This is a genomic window from Peribacillus sp. JNUCC 23 (genome assembly GCF_053653995.1).
In genome coordinates this window covers 4,195,436-4,214,949 of sequence record NZ_CM132202.1, presented here as the reverse complement: position 1 = coordinate 4,214,949, position 19,514 = coordinate 4,195,436, and the positions used below count along the sequence as shown (strand labels likewise).

Here is a 19,514-nt window from a genome sequence, read left to right as displayed (position 1 = left end):
ACTGGTCATTATACTTATATAACATAAAATTAATTGAAATGAAACAATAAGTACGTGTTATTACCTGGAAACGTACTCGCGAACAATTGCTTTCTCATATTTGTCAAGAAATAACCCAATCCATACAAACATGAGCAGGAATGCATAATCCTCCGAAATGGCCGTTTCAATCGTTGTTTGTGACCAGAAGGCGTCTAAAAAGCCACTTGAGCCACCTAATTGAAAGGCTTCATAAGCAATGAGTCCGTGTAGCGTAAGCCAAACAATCGTTAAAGTGCTTGTCCCAAAACCAATGACGGCAGCGATGATACTAAAGACAATCGCTAATAAACTAATACCGACAGCGAAAAGGCCAGAATGAAAAAAATCCTGTTGAGTGAAAAAGCCATTATACAAAACGGACAGGAAAAAGATTGAACTGCATACATAGGCAAAAAACAATAAGGTTCGACTTCCTTTGAATTTTGATAAAAGAAGCAAAATGGGCGAAATTACGATAAATAGGATATTTACGATATTCATACTACCAGAGTGAAAGATGGCATATACGGCGATAATAGAAAAGAAAAGAGCGATCATATCTAATAGTCGGATGAACTTATGAAACATAGAATCCCTCATTTCGTTAGAAGATTGTTTACTTGTCCTTTTCTCCATTCGTTTATTGTAGAGAAGCCGACAATGTGGTAAAGTTAAAGCAATGCTTAATTGTTTCGGGAGGTATAATTCATGTTGCATACCGTATTGGTAACACTTTTAATTATTGTTTCAATAGGTTTGATTGCAAGTGTTCTTCTTCAATCAGGAAAAAGTGCTGGATTATCTGGTGCAATTGCCGGTGGTGCTGAACAGTTGTTTGGGAAACAAAAGGCTCGTGGTCTAGATTTAGTCTTACATCGATTAACGATTGTGCTATCTGTGTTATTCTTTATTTTGACACTAGCGGTAACGTACGTTGGATTATAATTTAAGATCTCAGAAATCGTCTGGCTTAATGGCCAGGCTTTTTTTACGGAAAGAAACAATGGTAATTTTTTCTATGTAGGTAAAACTAAGCATAAATTAGTTTCATACTCTTATACTACCCAATTAGAGTCTTTCGAATAGCTGGAATTTGCTTTTTTTGTTTTAATATTTAATAGGACGATTTAATCAAACGATTAGTTAAAAAGATAAAAGGATAGTACATATAAGGATAAATGGAGTTTTTTTCCGTTCCATCTACATGTTAATCAATCGATTGATTAAAAGAAAAATGACGTGTATTGATTAAGAATAAAGGAGTTTTTACACAATGAAAATGAAGTTACCTCAGCCTTTTTACTTTGAAGGTGGAAAGCGTGCTGTTCTTTTATTACACGGTTTTACAGGAAATTCTTCAGATGTGAGAATGCTAGGGCGCTATTTAGAAAAACGGGGATATACAAGCCACGCTCCTCATTATAAAGGGCATGGCGTTCCACCGGAGGAACTTGTTTCAACGGGTCCTTCTGATTGGTGGAAAGACGTCATGATGGGATATGATTTTCTAAAAGCTCAAGGTCATGATGAAATTGCGGTTGCCGGCCTATCCTTGGGAGGGGTATTTTCACTAAAATTAGGTTACACTGTACCTGTAAAGGGTATTGTAACGATGTGTGCACCGATGTATTTAAAGAGTGAAGAAAAGATGTATCAAGGTGTTTTGGCATACGCAAGAGAATTTAAAAAACATGAAGGAAAAACGCCTGAACAAATTGAAATGGAAATGGAACAGTTTGCGAAGACGCCGATGAACACGCTAGAAGCATTACGAGCACTTATGGCAGATGTTCGGGATCATATCGACCATGTGTATGCTCCGACATTCGTCGTTCAAGGTAGGCATGATACGATGATTAATACAGATAGTGCCAATATTATTTATAATGAAGTGGAATCAGATAAAAAGGAACTGAAATGGTATGAAGAATCTGGTCATATCATTACATTTGATAAAGAGAAGGAACAGCTTCATGAAGACGTATATCAGTTTTTAGAAGGCTTAGACTGGTCTAAATAACCTTTAATCAATAATAAATTACCCTACTAAGGAGGGATTATGATGGAAGATCAAATCCGTGATTATATGGATAAGCTTCTTTCTTATATGAAGGAAGAAGCATACAAGCCATTAACAGTACAGGAGTTAGAAGAAGCATTAGGTATTGAAGATTCTGCTGACTTCAAAAGCTTTGTTAAAGCACTTGTGAAAATGGAGGAAAAAGGGCTTGTCATCCGCACACGTGCCAATCGTTATGGCTTGCCGCAAAAAATGAATTTAATCCGCGGAAAGTTATCTGGGCATGCGAAAGGTTTTGCATTTGTCACACCGGACGAACCTGGAAGCGATGATATTTTCATTCCGCCGAACGAAACGAAAAATGCGATGCATGGCGATATTGTTTTAGTAAGAGTAGCAACAGAAAGTTCAGGTTCTAGAAAAGAAGGTACAGTTGAAAAAATTATCGAACGGGGCATCACAGAAGTTGTTGGGACGTATTCAGAAAGCAAGAACTTTGGCTTTGTGATCCCAGATGATAAGAAAATTGCGAATGACATTTTTATTCCTAAAAATGTTTCTGGCGGTGCAGTGGAAGGTCATAAGGTCGTTGTTCGTTTAACATCGTACCCTGAAGGTAGAACGAGTGCTGAAGGAGAAGTTATTCAAATACTTGGACATAAAAATGATCCAGGTGTTGATATTTTATCCATTATTCACAAGCACGGATTACCGCTCGAATTTCCGAAGGATGTCTTGGAGCAAGCCCATGCCGTTCCTGATGCCATTTCTGAAAGCGAAATAGGCAATCGTCGTGATTTGCGAAATGAGACACTAGTAACGATTGATGGAGCCGATGCAAAAGACTTGGATGATGCTGTTACGGTGACGCAGCTTGAGAATGGCCATTATAAGCTTGGTGTACATATTGCGGATGTTAGTCATTATGTAACAGAGAATTCACCACTTGACCGTGAAGCGTTTGAAAGAGGGACGAGTGTTTATTTAGTAGACCGAGTGATTCCGATGATTCCACATCGTTTGTCAAACGGCATATGCTCATTGAATCCGAAAGTCGACCGTTTCACATTATCATGTGAAATGGAAATCAATGAAGCAGGTCAGGTCGTGAATCACGAGATTTTTGAAAGTGTGATTAAAACAACCGAACGAATGACATATGATGATGTAAGAAAAATCCTTGTCGATCAAGATGAAGCATTAATGGAACGCTATGAACCGCTCGTTCCGATGTTTCAAAATATGGAGAAATTAGCTGCGATTCTTCGTAAAAAACGAATGGAACGTGGCGCAATTGATTTTGATTTTAAAGAAGCCAGAGTTCTTGTTGATGAAGATGGACATCCGAATGATGTTGTCGTTCGCGAGCGGTCTGTTGCAGAGCGCCTTATTGAAGAATTTATGCTAGCGGCAAACGAAACAGTTGCAGAGCATTTCCATTGGCTGAAGGTTCCGTTCATTTATCGGATCCATGAAGATCCTAAGGAAGAAAAGCTACAACGATTCTTTGAATTTATTACAAACTTCGGCTATATTGTTCGGGGCAGTGCGAATTCAGTCCATCCAAGAGCATTACAATCGATTATTGAAGAAGTACAAGGCAAGCCTGAAGAGATGGTCATTTCAACCGTCATGCTAAGGTCGATGCAACAAGCAAAATATGACCCAGATAGCCTAGGACATTTTGGACTTTCTACAGAGTTCTATACACATTTTACATCGCCAATTCGTCGTTACCCAGATTTAATTGTCCATAGACTCATACGGACTTATTTGCTTGAAGGGAAAATGGATGACGCCACACAAGCGAAATGGGATGCACAGCTTGATGAAATTGCTGACCATACGTCGAAACGTGAGCGCCGTGCCGTAGATGCGGAACGTGAAACAGATGATTTGAAAAAGGCAGAATTTATGCTCGATAAAATTGGCGAAGAATTTGAAGGAATTATCAGTTCTGTTACCAATTTTGGGATGTTCGTTGAGCTTCCAAATACAATTGAAGGGCTTGTCCATGTCAGTGCGATGTCTGACGATTATTATCGCTTCGATGAAAGACAGCTAGCGATGATTGGGGAACGCAAAGCGAAAGTTTATCGAATCGGTGATGAAATCTCCATTCGTGTGGCGAATGTAAACAAAGATGAACGTGCAGTGGACTTTGAAATCCTTGGTATGATTAATAGCCGTCCGCGTATATCTGGAGAAAAGAAAATCTTTAAAGCGAATGCAGGTACCAGCAGGCGTCGTAAAGGGGATCATCAAGACGACAGTAAAGGTGGAAACCGTAGAGGTAGTAGTCAAGGCGGCAGAAAACGAAGTGCAACGAGCAGTGAAGGATCGGGATCTGCACGTAAATCGAAAAAGAAGAAAAAATTCTTCGAAAATGCCCCGGCTGCTAAACGGAAGAAGAAACCGAAAAAGAGATAAAATGAAACTCCAATTAGAGGGAGTTTTGACTTTCCGTTAATGCGGGATAAAATGTAGGGAAGCTGTCCCAAAAACGGTCAGAGCCTGCAACTATACATTGTCAGCTGAATAACACTAAAACTATGTATGGAATGCAGGTTTAACCCCTTTTGGGACGCGGACTAGTTTTTTGAAGGGGAGATCAAGATGCCAAAAGGCACAGGAAAGCAATTAGCACAAAATAAAAAAGCTTATCATGACTATTTTATAGAAGAAACGTTTGAAGCAGGAATCGTGCTGCAAGGAACAGAAATTAAAGCCATTCGTGCTGGCAAGGCGAATCTTAAAGATTCCTTTGCGAAGATTGAAAGAGGAGAGCTCTATCTACACAATATGCATGTCAGCCCGTATGAGCAGGGAAACCGTTATAACCATGATCCGCTCCGTACGAGAAAGCTGCTACTTCACCGTAAAGAAATCAATAAGCTGATCGGAGAAACGAAGGAAACAGGGTACACAATCGTTCCATTGAAAGTATATTTGAAGAATGGTTTTGCCAAAGTGTTAATCGGACTTGGTAAAGGGAAGAAGCAATATGATAAGCGTGAAGATTTGAAAAGGAAAGAAGCGAAACGAGACATTGAGCGTGCATTTAGAGATCGGCAAAAGATGTAGGTATTTGCAAAACCTTACAATTGATTTTCTCGTGGAATCTGCTATAATAAATCTTGTACCGATGATGACAACTGAATATCAGCAAAAAGCTTTTGATTCATCTCTCGTACGCTCCATTCTTATATTGGGGACGCTACGGATTCGACAGGGATAGTTCGAGCTTAGGTTGCGAGTCGAGGGGATCGGCCTCGTTAAAACGTCAACGCCTATAACTGGCAAACAAAACAACAACTTCGCTTTCGCTGCTTAATAACAGTCGATAGCGGTTCCTCCCTCCATGGCCCATGTGGTAGGGTAAGGGACTCACTCTAAGTGGGCTACGCCGGATTCCACCGTCTGAGGATGAAGGAAGAGACCAATCAGACTAGCTGCTCTGCCGCCTGTCGATAGGCAAATGAGTAAGCGAAACAATAATATGTCGACTACACTCGTAGAAGCTTAAGTGCCGTTATGTCTGGACGTGGGTTCGATTCCCACCGTCTCCACCAAATACATATTGTTGGTGGCTAAATACGAATTGATACACGGACTTGCCGATTATGGCAAGTCCGTTTTTATTGTGAAGCTGGAGGTAATTTTTCTAAAAAGTTATAGATGCAACTCTGGGACTTATCTAACAATGATTTGAATACATGTAAAGATACTTAAAACGTTAGATATGTAGTATTAACTTTCTCGATTTTGTTAAAGATAACAAAGGAGGGGGTGTGATACCATGGCTCAAGATGTTCTATGTGAGGTAAATAACTGTCAGTATTGGAGTTCTGGAAACCACTGTCAAGCAGAATCTATTTACGTAGTAAGTAATAAGGGCAAACACGCATCCAATAGTGAAGAAACGGATTGCAAAACATTTGTACCTGAAGTTTAAGTAAAGATTGAGGGGATGTCCAATGGGTCTAGCCGAGCACACAACAAACAGTTTATCCACTACAGTGTAAATTGTTTGTCGTAGTTGTGGGGTCGATCTATCTAGGACATCCTTTTCCTATTTATAGTATTGATAATAACTATCATTTTCATTCAGGCTAATGGAAATTATTTTTAAAAGGCTTTATCCCGTATTAACGGAAAGTCAAGACCCCACTTCAAGGCTTAGAGGGATCGAAGAAGCGTTAGGACAACTGCCCGTAATCTAGTTGCGGCTCCTAGCCCGTCTGAGGTCATAATAAGCTGTAATACTCTGTGGCAAACTACGCCACAGAGTATTACAGCTTATGCTTGTCGGACTATCACAGGACGTGATCGATCTTAGGAGACGTTCCTTGTACCAGTCGCCTTGCTTTTTAATGTAAAAGCCCGATTGGTGAGATACAGTGAAACTTACCGAGAGTTGCGCAGAGGTTTAGTTGAGGCTCACAGGATGTAGTCACACAAACATGGCCGCAGGACGCGGCGCACTTAGTCTGTGATTCATTGATTCGGGTCCGTACTGTCGATTGATCGAAGCTGTCGCTGCGATCTTAGCGACAGTAGAACGGGATTAACAAAGAAACCCCCACTGATTGAAGTTTCACTTTATTACATTTATGCTAATCCCTTAGTTGACATAGTAAATGTTTGTAGATTATCAGAACTAAGACTATAAGAAACAACTTTCTCTTTGTACTGCTTGACTACATCAACGTGATTATCGTAATTATAAACAAAGAAATTAACATCTTTTTTGCCTTTTTTTACGTTGATGACAAATGGAGTAACATTAGTCTCTGGATGTAAAAATAATTTTTCATTGCCTGGAAATATATAATATTTTTTTAAAAAGTTAGCTTCATTAAAATAGTCAGTAAATCTAACTTTTTCTTCCTCTTTTAAATTCTTTCCGTTAAATGTTACAGTAACCTCTTTTGAATCAAGTTTTGGATGAAGTTCAAATTTACCTATGACCCATCCCACCATTGCACTTGGAGGACTAAGTAAAAATTTGAGAATAAATCCAATTACTAAACTAATAACAACAGTCCATGTCATATTATATTAACTCCTTTTTTAGTTCCAGTGAAAATGAAATCGTTTTGATCGTTTAACTGATTCACTATTGTTGATTTTTATAATAAAGACACCAATTTTAAAATGCAATTAAATATGAGATGTGTCACTAATTGTTCAAATAAGAAAAACTTTTTTTAACCGGATATTTAGCTGTTTAATCGGGTTCTAAAATCTTTAAATAACTTGATATATGGGCTTTTATTAATAGCTAAATATGAAGGGAAATGGTGTAAACAATCAAGTGGATGGTAAAATTCATTAAAAAGTGGATGGGTACAAGTGTTGCAAATTATTTTATAGTGATAAATTAGATGAAATATTATATATGGGCATGTTGATAGAACTTTTTATTCCGCTTTAACGGGCAGTAAACCCCCCACTGATTGAAGTTTCACTTTATAAAAATACAATAAAGAAGTGGACTATGAAAATGTTGATTGCTTTTGTCGGATCAGTATGGGAAGTGAGTAAGAGTAACAAAAATTATAGTGGCTCTACTAAAAAAATATTACAAACTTAACATTCATATATGTCATCGTTATTCTATTGTCTATCATTGCACTTGGTGCGTATATTAGTTTTTCTGTTTAGTAGAAATTAACGTAAATAACCTATTAGTCGTGATGACTCAATAGGTTATTTATAATGATTGAATCTAAGATAAAAGTAAGGAGAATTAGGGTACAATATTTAAAAAGAGTTTTTAAAAAGGGATGCAAATAAATGGACTGGAACATTGATCGAAAAGCTAAAAAACCGATTTATAAACAAATTGCTGAGTATATTGAGAATGGCATTGCTGATGGAACTTTCCCCCCAGATAAACCTCTACCCTCTGAGAGATACTTAGCGAAAGAGCTAAATATAAATAGGAGTACTGTTGTAGCCGCATATGATGAGCTTGAATCAAATGGTCTCATTCAACGTAATCATGGAAGTGGTACCACTATAAGTAAGGATATATGGGGGATAACTAAAAAACGTATACCTAGTTGGAACAGATACATTGAAGCAGGTTCATTTTTACCTAATCTACCGGTTACTCAAAGAATACGTAAAGAGATGGAAGAGCAAAAAATAATCAATTTAGCCAGTGGTGAATTATCGGAGGACCTCTTTCCAGTGAACGCCTTAAGGGAAATTACTTCAACTCGGTCTTTTATCGGTAGGCTAGGTTATGATCATCCACAGGGTAATGCAGTATTAAGGACTACCATTACAAAGCATGTGAAGGGATTCCGAAATATTGAAACAAATCCATCATCCATACTTATTACTTCTGGAGCACAACAAGCTTTACACCTAGTCGTTCAATGCTTATTAAAGCCTGGTGATGCAGTGGTGATTGAAGATCCATCCTATCATTATAATCTCCCAATATTTAAATCAGCAGGTTTAAAAATTTTCTATTTACCAGTAAATGACGATGGTATAGATCCTAATGAGTTACTGGAATTACATAAAAAACATCGTATAAGAATGATATTTTTAAATCCAGCTTTTCAAAATCCAACTGGAACTTTGCTAAAAGAGAGTCAGCAGAAAGCGATTTTAGAAATATCATCAGAACATGGGATTCCTGTTGTGGAAGACGATCCGTATAGTTTAACGTCTTTTAAAGGAGAAGAAGTTTCAACATTAAAATCTCTGGATAAACACGGAAATGTTCTATATATTAGCTCTTTATCGAAGTTCGTAGCATCAGGTTTAAGAATTGGCTGGATTATAGGACCACGATCGGTAATAGAGAGATTATCTGATGCTAAACAACAAATTGATTTTGGACATGCTAGCTTTACCCAATGGATCGCTAACGATTTTTTAGAATCAGAGCATTTTCATTCTCATCTCAAGAAATTAGTAAAGGAATTAGAAAAGCGGCGCAATCAAATTGTATCAAGTTTTAATTATTTTCTAAAAGATCAAGTGGAGTTTACTATTCCTCAAGGTGGAATCCATATTTGGTGCCAATTAAAAAGAGATGTGGATGAAATGAAATTATTGGAAAATGCTATAAATCGAGGAGTTATTTATGTTCCCGGGTCTATGATGGGAACTAAAAAATGTTATGCACGATTCACTTTTGCTAGAGAGAATGAAGAGAACATAAATGAAGGAATAAAAAGGTTTGCAGATGCACTCAACTAAAGCCAGATGAAAAAAGAGGCGGGACTTCGCAAAATCAGCGCAGATACTCACCTTCATAAGGTGATGCAATTGGAGAACCTGAATTCTTTTCATCGCTGGGTTGCGTGTAGTCGCTCATGGATGTTTTTTATGGTCTAGGAGTAAATTGGATGGGCGATCATCCAAAATGAGTTTACGCAATAGTATTAACTTTCCCAATTTTGTTAAAGATAACAAAGGAGGGGGTGTGATACCATGGCTCAAGATGTTCTATGTGAGGTAAATAACTGTCAGTATTGGAGTTCTGGAAACCATTGTCAAGCAGAATCTATTTACGTAGTAAGTAATAAGGGTAAACACGCATCCAATAGTGAAGAAACGGATTGCAAAACATTTGTACCTGAAGTTTAAGTAAAGATTGAGGGGATGTCCAATGGGTCTAGCCGAGCACACAACAAACAGTTTATCCACTACAGCGTAAATTGTTTGTCGTAGTTGTGGGGTTGATCTATCTAGGACATCCTTTTCCTATTTATAGTATTGATAATAACTATTATTTTCATTCAGGCTAATGGAAATTATTTTTAAAAGGCTTTATCGACTTTTAAATTTATCCTAAATGAATTCCACAAAATTAGTATGTATTGTTATTTCCAAAATGCAGCCTAAAGAAGGATAATTAAATACAAGAGATGTAATGAGGGTCTGACTCGCACTCTAAATCAGTATGTAGGAACGCTTATCCTATACTGTATTTAGTTGTTGCTGGGTCTGACCCTTTTTTTGATCTACTTTTTCCCGTATTTCTTCCTATGTTTTTTTATTAACTGGAGTAATTTCTTTTTCATTTTAGAACCATTCGCTTTTATAATGTGAAATCTTAAAAGTTTGTCATTAATTAATCTCTTCTATTGTCAACAAAATAGATATCTAATACCGTTCAAACAAAAATCTGTAAACAATAATACGTTATTTAATTTAAAATTATCAAATTATTGTTTACAAAATGACAAGAGCATAATATTATATAAAGTATAAAAGTTTCCCGAGGGAAACAAACTTGATGACGAGTTAAATATTTATGCTTGGTCTAAAAAAATAACCCTAGCTATAATCTATGACTGAAGGAAAGACCTTTTATAGAACATAATGAAGTGGGGAGTTGTCTACAAAATGACATATGCAATGTCTGTTCAAAATTTATTTGTTTCATATCATGGCGAGGAAGCTTTGCATGATATAAACTTCACCATTGAAAAAGGAAAATTGGTTGGAATTATCGGACCAAATGGAGCAGGGAAATCTACACTACTTAAATCTTTGCTTGAACTTATTCCAAAAGATCAAGGTACAGTTGAAGTGTTTGGTAAATCAATCAATGAGATGCGTAAAAAAATTGCTTATGTTCCACAACGAAGTGATATGGATTGGACCTTCCCGATATCAGTGATTGATACAGTTCTTCTTGGAACTTACCCAGGTTTAGGCGTATTTCGCCGTCCAAACAAGAAACATAGAGAATGGGCCTACCACTGTTTAGAAAAGGTGGGAATGGAGAAATTTAGCCAGCGGCAAATTGGCGAGCTTTCCGGTGGACAGCAGCAGCGTGTTTTCCTTGCGAGAGCGTTAGCGCAGAAAGCCGATTTATTTTGTCTAGATGAGCCATTCGTCGGGATTGATATAACAAGTGAGGAAACGATCGTGAGAATTTTAAAAGAATTACGTGACGAGGGAAAGTCCGTGTTTGTAGTCCATCATGATTTGAGTAAAGCAAATACGTATTTTGATGAACTTATATTATTAAATAAGGAGCTGATTGATGTAGGCCCTGTTAGTGAGGTATTTCGTCCTGAAATTATGATGAAAGCTTACGAATCACAACTTACATTTATGAAACAAAATGAGGTGACCGTCTAATGGAGTTTATCCATGCATTATTGGAATATACATTTTTACAAAAGGCTTTATTAACTTCGGTAATGGTCGGGATTATATGTGGTGTGATTGGCTGTTTTATTATTCTAAGGGGAATGGCATTGATGGGAGATGCTATATCACATGCCGTGTTACCAGGGGTCGCTATTTCTTACATGCTAGGTATTAACTTTTTCTTTGGGGCAGTGTTAACTGGAGTACTAACTGCCGTTGGAATTGGATATGTCAGTCAAAATAGCCGAATAAAAAATGATGCTGCAATCGGCATTATTTTCACAGCATTTTTTGCGATTGGGATTATTCTTATATCATTGGTCAAAAGCTCGACAGATCTTTATCATATATTATTTGGCAATGTGCTGGCCGTCCGTTCTTCTGACATGTGGATCACATTAGTTATTGGGATTATCATTCTTGCAGCGGTCTACGCCTTCTATAAAGAGTTGCTTGTAAGTTCTTTCGATCCAACTATGTCAGCAGCATACGGACTACCCAATCGATTAATTCACTACTTCTTAATGACATTATTAACGATGGTGACAGTCGCTTCATTACAGACTGTAGGGGTCATCCTCGTTGTTGCGATGTTAATTACACCTGCTGCAACAGCCTATCTACTGACAAATCGCTTATCAGTCATGATTTTCATGTCAGCAGCATTTGGAGCAATATCAGCAATTTTCGGTTTGTTTTTAAGTCTTATTTACAACGTAGCCTCTGGAGCGGCAATCGTCTTGGTAAGTACATTTCTCTTTGCTTTGGCATTTATATTCTCGCCTAAGCAAGGCGTGCTGTTTAGAACCATTAGAGCAAGAAAGGCGAAATCTGTACTTCGAGATAAGTCACTCTCTTAAAGGATAAAGTGAAACTTCAATCTGTGGGGCTCAGCCCCACTGATTGTTAGTCCCGTTCTACTGTCGCTAAGATCGCAGCAAACGATTCGATCAATCGACAGTACGAACCCAATTCAATGAATCACAGACTAAGTACGCCGCGTCCTCATGTCTTCGTCTTGTGGGCCTCAACTAAATCGCTGAAGATCACAGCGGTAAGTTTCACTGTATCTCACCAATCGGGCTTTACTTCAAAAAGTGAGGCGACTGCCCAGCCGCAACAAGCGTAAGATGGAATACGGCGTGGCGTAGTTTGCCACAGCGTATCACAGCTTATGACCTCAGACGGGCTAGGAGCCGCAACTAGATTGGGCAGGTATCCCCATCTCCACTTCTTCGATTCCTCTAAGCTCTGAGATGGGGTCTTACTGTCCGTTAATGCGGAATAAATAAAAAGTAAAAATAAGGAGGAGAACGTAATGAAAAAAATCGGATTATTATTTTTAGTTGCACTATTCGTAATCAGTGGATGCTCACCTAAAGCGAACACGTCAACGAAGGGTAAGGATGATAGAATAAAAGTAGTCACAACTTACTCCATTCTTTACGATATTGTAAAGAATGTCGGAGGTGACAAAGTCGATATTTACAGCATTGTTCCTGTTGGAACGGACCCACATGAGTATGATCCATTGCCAAGAGATGTTCAAAAAACAGCGGATGCTGATATCGTATTTTCTAATGGATTGAATTTAGAAACGGGAAATGGTTGGTTTGATCGACTGCTAGAAACAACAGATAAGAACGGAAAAGATGCACCTGTATATGTATTAAGTAAGGGAGTTGAACCACAATATCTAACTTCCAAAGGCAAGGAATCAGAACAGGATCCTCATGCTTGGCTAAATATAGAAAACGGGATTAAATACGCTGAAAACGCTCGTGATGTTTTAGTAAAAAAAGACCCTGATAATAAAGAGACCTATGAAAAAAACGCTGAAAATTATATTAGCGAACTACAAAAGCTGCATGATGATGCAGTTAGTCGATTTTCTGATATTCCAAAAAATCGACGTATTTTAGTGACAAGTGAAGGTGCGTTCAAGTATTTCTCAGCTGCTTATGGACTTGAAGGTCAATATATTTGGGAAATCAATACGGAAAACCAAGGGACACCAGATCAAATGAAACGAATCGTTGATATTGTAAAGGATAAGGAAGTACCTGCATTATTTGTAGAAACAAGTGTTGATCCGCGAAGCATGGAAAGTCTTTCAGACGAAACTGGAGTTAACATTAAAGGTAAGGTCTTTACCGATTCAACAGGAAAACCAGGTGAAGATGGCGATAGTTACCTGAAAATGATGGAATGGAATTTAGATATGATTCACGGTGGATTAGAATAATAAAGCGCGAATTAGTTCTATAGTTCGGGATAGTTGCTTGCGATATAACAAAAAGCTCCTCCTAGGTGTTTGAATAAATATGGTTCGCTAACCAATATTCAAACACTAGGAGGAGTTTTTATGTCAAAAGATAAATTCATTTTTAGTATACACAACATAATATTGTAACTACCATATTGTTTTCGCAGCAAAGTACAGAAGGTAGATATATATGAAAAAATCAAAAAAAGATATAGATCGGATATGAAGAAAGCTATACTGCATCGTGAGTAATAAATGCGATTGTGGTTTTTGTATATCTTTATAAAAATAATGGTAGTTATCAGAAAAAGTTGAAAATTAGTAGCGCCGTTGTATAATATAGTGAGAATGATTTTCAATATAAGTGAAAAGGGGATTTATAGTTTATGAGAATGTTTGGATTATCTTCCGTTTTATTAATATCTATGAGTCTTTTATTTGGTTGTTCAGCGAATGAACAAACTCCAAAAAAAGATACAAAATCAAAAGAAACTGCTGCTCCAGCCGCCGATCTAGAAGATGTAACAAAGGCTTATCGAGAATTTGCAATAGGTGAAATTAGTCAATTTGTTAAAGCGACAGAAGAGTTTACAGAAGCAGTAAAAAGTGGAGATATTGAAAAAGCGAAAGAATTGTATCCAACAGCGCGGATGTATTATGAACGTTCAGAGCCGATTGCCGAAGTATTTGGCGATCTCGATCCGAAAATCGATGCACGTGAAGGGGATGTTCCAGAAGAAGAATGGACTGGTTATCACCGAATCGAAAAGGGGTTATGGGAAGAAAACACAACAAAAGGGTATGAAGAATACGCCGATCAATTGTTGAAGGATACAAAGCTGCTTCGTGCAAAAGTTGAAACGGTAGAAGTAACACCAGATGTGCTAATTACAGGTGCTGTGGATTTATTAAATGAAGTATCTACTTCAAAAGTTACTGGTGAAGAAGATCGCTATTCACATACTGATTTATATGATTTTGCTGCTAATGTCCAAGGAGCTGAGAAAATCTATGAATTGCTACAATCCGATTTAGCGAAAAAAGATCAAGCCCTTTCGGAAAAAATTGGCGAACATTTTAACCAAGTCAACCAATTACTTGAAAAACATAAAAAAGATGATAAATATATTCTTTACACAGAATTACAGGATTCTGAGATTAAAGAGTTAAGCCAAGCGATCGATGTTTTAGCGGAACCATTATCACAGCTGGGCATTGTTATGGAGGGATAAAATTGTCCGATTCATCCAAGAAACCAGATAAGGAACCCACATTTTTGGATAAGCCAGTGACACGTAGAAATGTCTTAAAATATACAGGCATAGGTAGCCTTGGGGCCCTACTTGGGGCTTCTAGTCTTGGTGGTGTCTTTGCTATGACGAATCAAGCGCCATCTAAGACTGGAAAAGCTGATCAAAATGAAATTATTCCTTTTTATGGGGAACATCAAGCCGGGATTATAACAGAGGCGCAAAATAATGTTTATTTCGTTTCTATGGACGTAATAACTACGAAGAAAGAAGAGTTAAGACTGTTATTTAAGGAATGGACAGAAGCAGTCGCGCTGATGACAGCTGGAAATCCAGTTGGGGAGCCATCTACGAATCATTACATGCCACCGAAAGATACGGGTGAAGTGATGGGTCTTTCACCTGCGAATTTAACAATAACTTTTGGAGTTGGTCCCAGCCTATTTGTTTTGGACGGTAAGGATCGCTTTGGTCTAAAACATAAACAACCAAAGGAATTAGTTGACTTACCGAAATTCCCATTTGATTCATTGGAAAAAGAATGGACTGGTGGAGATTTATGTGTTCAAGCATGTGCTGATGATCCACAAGTTGCATTTCATGCTGTACGAAATTTAGTACGCATTGCAAGAGGCAAAGCAACGATTCGTTGGACACAAGAAGGATTTCAACGTTCGAAGCAATCCGACCCAAAACAGGAAACGCCGCGCAATTTATTTGGGTTCAAAGATGGAATTGTAAATCCTGATATAAAGAATAACCAAGAAATGGACAAGGGCATTTGGGTTCAACCCGATGACGGACCAAATTGGCTTGAAGGCGGATCTTATTTAATTGTGAGAAGAATTCAAATGTATATTGAAGTATGGGATCGCTCCACTTTAAAGGATCAAGAGGAAACATTTGGACGTTATCGAGAAAGTGGTGCACCGTTAGGCCAGAAACTAGAAAAGGATCCCGTTAATCTTGAATTAAAGGATCAGAGTGGAAAACTTATGATTCCGGAAAATGCCCATGTACGGCTAGCAAAAGGTGATGGAAAGCAAGTGATTCTTCGCCGCCCTTATTCCTATACAAATGGAATGGATGCGAAAACAGGGAGCTTTGATGCAGGATTACTATTTATTTGTTTTCAACGCGAGCCTAGTAAACAATTTATTCCTATGCAGCAACGCCTCGCGAAAATGGATAAATTAAATGAATATACTGTCCACAAAGGAAGTGCAATTTTTGCTTGTTTACCGGGAACATCATTAGGCGGTTTCATAGGGGAAACATTATTCTAGATTAAAATGTCCGTGGAAGAAGGAATGTCTATGCGATCAGTAATTTTTCGGAAATGCTGGATCTTACTATTTATCGTATTGCTCAGTTTTGTAAAATCACCATCGATTTTAGCAGCAGAAAATCATGATGAGTTATTTATCTTTATTGGTGATGCCTTAATGGATACTAAGGATGCCAAATGGGAGTCTGTTCTTGACTCTATGGAACAATTTGAACAAGAGTGGAATTCTATTAAAAAGTCGGATAGTCCGTTTGCGGAAAAAGTTGATACCCAATTGACTACAGTAAATTCCACTTTAAAACATAAGGATCAGCAAGCGGTAAATCAGGTACTTTCTGATTTATCAAAAGCTGTTCAAAAATATGATATTGAGCAAAATCCAGTGAACAATGAGAAGGAAAAAGTGAACGTAAAACGGCTACTTCCAATAGTGGAAAACATGCAAAAAACCGTTGATACAGGCGATTTTATCAAAGTAAACGAGGAGTATAAAGCTTTCCTCTCTGAATGGAATTCCAATGAGCTCATTGTTCGAAATGAGAGTGTCGTCTCTTATGGAGAAATCGAAAAGCAGTCAGCCTTTTTGCGGATTGCTATCACGCAAGATCCTCCGAATCAGCAAAAAGCGTTGTCGGCATTGAATGATTTAAAGATGGCGATAAGCAATTTTCTAAGTGGAAATGTTCAAAAAAAGTCAACGGATACGCATAAGTTAAATGATGGCTTACATTTATTAAACAGTGCCGAAAAAAAAATTCAAGATCAGGAATTTAACGGAGCCATTTCTGACCTGAACGAATTTTTAACAATATGGCCCATGATTGAAGGAGAAGTACGAACAAAGAATAACCAGTTGTACAATGACATTGAAATGAATGTTCCAATGATTATTAGTATAATTAGTTCCAAAGAGATTGATACAAATAAGGCTGAATCGATGACGAATGACCTTATTGATCGAATTGGTTTGGTTATGGAGAATACTAGTTACTCAGCATGGGATGCAGCGCTTATTTTATTGAGAGAAGGTCTAGAAGCACTTTTGATCATTGCAACATTGGTGGCATTTCTTAAGACTACAAATCAAGCAAATAAACAAAAGTGGGTTTGGGGAGGCGTAGCAGCTGGGGTTTTCGCAAGTGGAATTATAGCGATCATCATTAATCTTATTTTTTCAAAAATAACCGCTGCTTCAAGTCGTGAATATATTGAAGGAATTACAGGGATCGTCGCCGTACTAATGATGCTAACGGTAGGAGCATGGTTACACAACAAGACGAACATCAGAAATTGGAATCAGTATCTGGATCGACAAATGAAACAAGCAGTTGCAACGGGGAGCTTATTCTCTTTTAGTCTCATTAGCTTTCTATCAATTTTCAGAGAAGGGGCAGAGACCATCATTTTTTATGCCGGAATGGCACCAGAAATGAGCATGAGCCAGTTATTACTAGGAATCGTTTCTGCTTTACTCCTATTGATTGTAATTGGATATATCATTATTCGGTTTAGTGTCAAAATACCAATTCGTCTGTTTTTTATCATTGCTACACTGCTCATTTATTTCTTTGCTTTTAAAATTCTTGGTGTTAGCATTCACGCATTACAAATCGCGAATGTCATACCTACAAATCCTATCAAGTCATTTGTATTTATTCAATCGATAGGTATTTATCCTACATTTGAAACAATCATCCCACAAGTGGTTCTGCTAGTATTTATTATCGTTGCTGCGATATGGGTACGAATACAGAATCGGGTAAAAATGGTGTAACCAGATTATCTTATGGATAATCTGGTTTTATTTCATTTGAATGAAAAGAAAAGAAAAGAAAAGAAATCTTCAAGTTTATTTGCCTGTTTCCCCATGAACTAAGCTATGAAGTCTAGGCGACGGCCAATTTCTCCCGCAATTTTCAATCCATGGAATCGTCCATCTTCAATATAAATACGATTTGTAGTACCTCCAGTTACAACACCTGCAAGAAAGACGTTATTAACGTTTGTTTCATAAGTGTCTGGATTAAAGGTAGGTACTAATGTCTGAGAATCAATTGTAATCCCCGTGTCTTGAAGCATCGTTGTATCGGGTTGATACCCAATCAGTGAAAATACATAGTCATTTGGAATCGTGATTGGACCTTCTGGCGTTTGTAAACAAACTGTTGTTTCGTCGATCTGCTCAACGCTGGAATTAGGATAAAATTTTATTTTTTCCTTTTCGACAAAATTTCGAATATCTAAAAGTAAAGATGGTTTAATTCCTTTGTAAACAGTGTCCCCACGATGGACAAGTGTGACACGCGCCCCGCTGCGATAAAGGTCAATCGCTGCCTCAACAGCGGAATTCTTCCCGCCAACTACGGTTACGTCTTGTCCATGGAAGGAATGCCCTTCTTTGTAATAATGCATAACCTTTGACATATTTTCGCCTTCAACGCCGATTCTTTTCGGGTGATCAAAAATTCCGGTAGCGATAACAATCATACGGGCTTGATAAGAACTATTTGTTCCTTTGCGATCAACGGTATGTACAGTAAAAAAATCTGTATCTTTCGTTACACGATCAACTTTTTGATAGCATTTAATATTAATAGCTTGTCGTTCTGTAACGAGGCGATAATATTTTAACAACTCTGTTCGTGTCGGTCGTACTTCTTGGGATAGGAAAGGGATACTCCCTATTTCCAGACGATCTGAAGTACTATAGAAGCGCATATCCAATGGACAATTAACAATTGAATTCACAATCGCTTCTTTTTCAATAATGATATAACTTATTCCTTTTTCTTGTAGAGCAAGGCCGGTAGCTAAGCCGCATGGACCGCCGCCGATAATGACAACATCATACATGATTTGATAATCCTCCATTTATGATTTCGCTTTTTCTTCTATCATCTTTACCTACGTTGAGGATAAAGATACTTTCGTTTACTCTTTTTTCGCTATAATCAATTGGATTCACCCTTTTGTTAACTAAAAAGTACTACTATTATTTTGAGAATAAATTATTTAGTTAGACTGTCATAATTAAAAAAACAATTTTCCCATACTGTCGCTTAGGTGTACATATTGAAAAATTAGTATCACCTGAATTAGCAATGATTAGATTGTTAAGTAATTGACACACCGACCAGATGACATTGTAGAATATTTTAAAAAAAGACTGTCATAAAACTTGCATAGTGAGGGTAAGGATTATAATATAAGTATTGGTGTTTTTAAAATTCACTTCGATGTGCATGTCCGTGTTACAAATTGGAATAATCGTGTTACTCAGAATGAACTCTTTGGCATTAGGGAAGTCTCTTTACTAACTCTTTGGCATTAGGGAAGTCTCTTTACTAATTCAGAACAAAAAAGAAATTTTTTTGATAGTGTATCTGGTTATCACCACCAATTCTTCTTTACTTTTTGAGTAATAGCATCGTCTCTGTCATATTCTTTCTAAATCGCATCAAAATGCTATCGAGTATCAGAAACAGAAGAATTTCATCATAAAAGAGTACATAGGGGAATCTTCTTAAAGAGTAGTTT

At 37.5% G+C, this 19,514-nt stretch carries 16 protein-coding genes and 1 other RNA gene; 14 read left to right on the top strand and 3 right to left on the bottom strand.

Annotation, left to right across the window (positions count from 1 at the left end; genetic code table 11):
* Window positions 1–60: 60 nt before the first annotated feature.
* Window positions 61–609 (bottom strand): hypothetical protein, encoded by a 549-nt coding sequence (locus JNUCC23_RS20225; protein WP_454213229.1) that lies wholly within the window; start codon window positions 607–609, stop codon window positions 61–63.
* 123 nt (window positions 610–732) lie between these two features.
* On the opposite strand from JNUCC23_RS20225, the gene secG reads away from it, so the two are divergent.
* From secG to JNUCC23_RS20195, 6 genes are all read left to right on the top strand, one after another.
* On the top strand, window positions 733–966 hold the full coding sequence (gene secG, locus JNUCC23_RS20220) for a preprotein translocase subunit SecG (protein WP_062186041.1): 234 nt from the start codon (window positions 733–735) through the stop codon (window positions 964–966).
* Between the two features lie 328 nt (window positions 967–1,294).
* On the top strand, window positions 1,295–2,041 hold the full coding sequence (locus tag JNUCC23_RS20215; RefSeq protein WP_403075608.1) for an alpha/beta hydrolase: 747 nt from the start codon (window positions 1,295–1,297) through the stop codon (window positions 2,039–2,041).
* 42 nt (window positions 2,042–2,083) lie between these two features.
* On the top strand, window positions 2,084–4,471 hold the full coding sequence (rnr, locus tag JNUCC23_RS20210; protein WP_403076199.1) for a ribonuclease R: 2,388 nt from the start codon (window positions 2,084–2,086) through the stop codon (window positions 4,469–4,471).
* Between the two features lie 186 nt (window positions 4,472–4,657).
* Complete coding sequence (smpB, locus tag JNUCC23_RS20205) at window positions 4,658–5,125, top strand: SsrA-binding protein SmpB (RefSeq protein ID WP_062185752.1); 468 nt, start codon at window positions 4,658–4,660, stop codon at window positions 5,123–5,125.
* A 126-nt stretch (window positions 5,126–5,251) separates the two neighbouring features.
* Window positions 5,252–5,613, top strand: a transfer-messenger RNA (tmRNA) gene (gene ssrA / locus JNUCC23_RS20200).
* Window positions 5,614–5,840: 227 nt separating this feature from the next.
* A complete protein-coding gene (locus JNUCC23_RS20195) occupies window positions 5,841–5,996 on the top strand; it encodes a DUF1540 domain-containing protein (RefSeq protein WP_082675187.1) in 156 nt (51 codons plus the stop codon).
* Between the two features lie 656 nt (window positions 5,997–6,652).
* Here JNUCC23_RS20195 and JNUCC23_RS20190 read toward each other — a convergent pair.
* A complete protein-coding gene (locus JNUCC23_RS20190) occupies window positions 6,653–7,096 on the bottom strand; it encodes a YfmQ family protein (RefSeq protein ID WP_062185754.1) in 444 nt (147 codons plus the stop codon).
* A gap of 744 nt (window positions 7,097–7,840) precedes the next feature.
* On the opposite strand from JNUCC23_RS20190, the gene pdxR reads away from it, so the two are divergent.
* From pdxR to JNUCC23_RS20150, 8 genes are all read left to right on the top strand, one after another.
* Complete coding sequence (pdxR, locus tag JNUCC23_RS20185) at window positions 7,841–9,265, top strand: MocR-like pyridoxine biosynthesis transcription factor PdxR (RefSeq protein ID WP_454213226.1); 1,425 nt, start codon at window positions 7,841–7,843, stop codon at window positions 9,263–9,265.
* A 234-nt stretch (window positions 9,266–9,499) separates the two neighbouring features.
* Window positions 9,500–9,655, top strand: coding sequence for a DUF1540 domain-containing protein (locus JNUCC23_RS20180; RefSeq protein WP_082675187.1), 156 nt, complete (start codon window positions 9,500–9,502; stop codon window positions 9,653–9,655).
* A 762-nt stretch (window positions 9,656–10,417) separates the two neighbouring features.
* Window positions 10,418–11,161, top strand: coding sequence for a metal ABC transporter ATP-binding protein (locus tag JNUCC23_RS20175; protein ID WP_403075595.1), 744 nt, complete (start codon window positions 10,418–10,420; stop codon window positions 11,159–11,161).
* Window positions 11,161–12,033: a metal ABC transporter permease gene (locus JNUCC23_RS20170; protein ID WP_403075592.1), complete on the top strand. Its 873-nt coding sequence runs from the start codon at window positions 11,161–11,163 to the stop codon at window positions 12,031–12,033. Before JNUCC23_RS20175 ends, JNUCC23_RS20170 begins: the two co-directional genes overlap by 1 nt.
* Window positions 12,034–12,491: 458 nt before the next feature.
* The gene (locus JNUCC23_RS20165) at window positions 12,492–13,418 is read left to right on the top strand and encodes a metal ABC transporter solute-binding protein, Zn/Mn family (protein WP_062185761.1); all 927 of its coding nucleotides are present in this window, start codon (window positions 12,492–12,494) and stop codon (window positions 13,416–13,418) included.
* 407 nt (window positions 13,419–13,825) lie between these two features.
* Window positions 13,826–14,671 (top strand): iron uptake system protein EfeO, encoded by an 846-nt coding sequence (gene efeO, locus JNUCC23_RS20160; protein ID WP_403075589.1) that lies wholly within the window; start codon window positions 13,826–13,828, stop codon window positions 14,669–14,671.
* A 2-nt stretch (window positions 14,672–14,673) separates the two neighbouring features.
* Window positions 14,674–15,975 (top strand): iron uptake transporter deferrochelatase/peroxidase subunit, encoded by a 1,302-nt coding sequence (efeB, locus tag JNUCC23_RS20155; protein ID WP_403075586.1) that lies wholly within the window; start codon window positions 14,674–14,676, stop codon window positions 15,973–15,975.
* A gap of 30 nt (window positions 15,976–16,005) precedes the next feature.
* A complete protein-coding gene (locus tag JNUCC23_RS20150) occupies window positions 16,006–17,751 on the top strand; it encodes an FTR1 family iron permease (protein ID WP_454213222.1) in 1,746 nt (581 codons plus the stop codon).
* Window positions 17,752–17,849: 98 nt separating this feature from the next.
* Here JNUCC23_RS20150 and JNUCC23_RS20145 read toward each other — a convergent pair whose 3' ends face one another.
* Window positions 17,850–18,848 (bottom strand): YpdA family putative bacillithiol disulfide reductase, encoded by a 999-nt coding sequence (locus JNUCC23_RS20145; RefSeq protein WP_403075580.1) that lies wholly within the window; start codon window positions 18,846–18,848, stop codon window positions 17,850–17,852.
* Between the last annotated feature and the right edge of the window lie 666 nt (window positions 18,849–19,514).

Excerpts from the sequence above, each read along its gene's own strand:
- JNUCC23_RS20215 (WP_403075608.1), top strand. The coding sequence starts at position 1,295 with ATGAAAATGAAGTTACCTCAGCCTTTTTACTTTGAAGGTGGAAAGCGT.
- efeO (WP_403075589.1), top strand. The coding sequence starts at position 13,826 with ATGAGAATGTTTGGATTATCTTCCGTTTTATTAATATCTATGAGTCTT.
- JNUCC23_RS20175 (WP_403075595.1), top strand. The coding sequence starts at position 10,418 with ATGACATATGCAATGTCTGTTCAAAATTTATTTGTTTCATATCATGGC.
- JNUCC23_RS20145 (WP_403075580.1), bottom strand. The coding sequence starts at position 18,848 with ATGGAGGATTATCAAATCATGTATGATGTTGTCATTATCGGCGGCGGT.
- JNUCC23_RS20225 (WP_454213229.1), bottom strand. The coding sequence starts at position 609 with ATGTTTCATAAGTTCATCCGACTATTAGATATGATCGCTCTTTTCTTT.
- JNUCC23_RS20165 (WP_062185761.1), top strand. The coding sequence starts at position 12,492 with ATGAAAAAAATCGGATTATTATTTTTAGTTGCACTATTCGTAATCAGT.
- pdxR (WP_454213226.1), top strand. The coding sequence starts at position 7,841 with ATGGACTGGAACATTGATCGAAAAGCTAAAAAACCGATTTATAAACAA.
- JNUCC23_RS20180 (WP_082675187.1), top strand. The coding sequence starts at position 9,500 with ATGGCTCAAGATGTTCTATGTGAGGTAAATAACTGTCAGTATTGGAGT.
- JNUCC23_RS20190 (WP_062185754.1), bottom strand. The coding sequence starts at position 7,096 with ATGACATGGACTGTTGTTATTAGTTTAGTAATTGGATTTATTCTCAAA.
- JNUCC23_RS20170 (WP_403075592.1), top strand. The coding sequence starts at position 11,161 with ATGGAGTTTATCCATGCATTATTGGAATATACATTTTTACAAAAGGCT.
- JNUCC23_RS20195 (WP_082675187.1), top strand. The coding sequence starts at position 5,841 with ATGGCTCAAGATGTTCTATGTGAGGTAAATAACTGTCAGTATTGGAGT.
- rnr (WP_403076199.1), top strand. The coding sequence starts at position 2,084 with ATGGAAGATCAAATCCGTGATTATATGGATAAGCTTCTTTCTTATATG.
- JNUCC23_RS20150 (WP_454213222.1), top strand. The coding sequence starts at position 16,006 with ATGCGATCAGTAATTTTTCGGAAATGCTGGATCTTACTATTTATCGTA.
- smpB (WP_062185752.1), top strand. The coding sequence starts at position 4,658 with ATGCCAAAAGGCACAGGAAAGCAATTAGCACAAAATAAAAAAGCTTAT.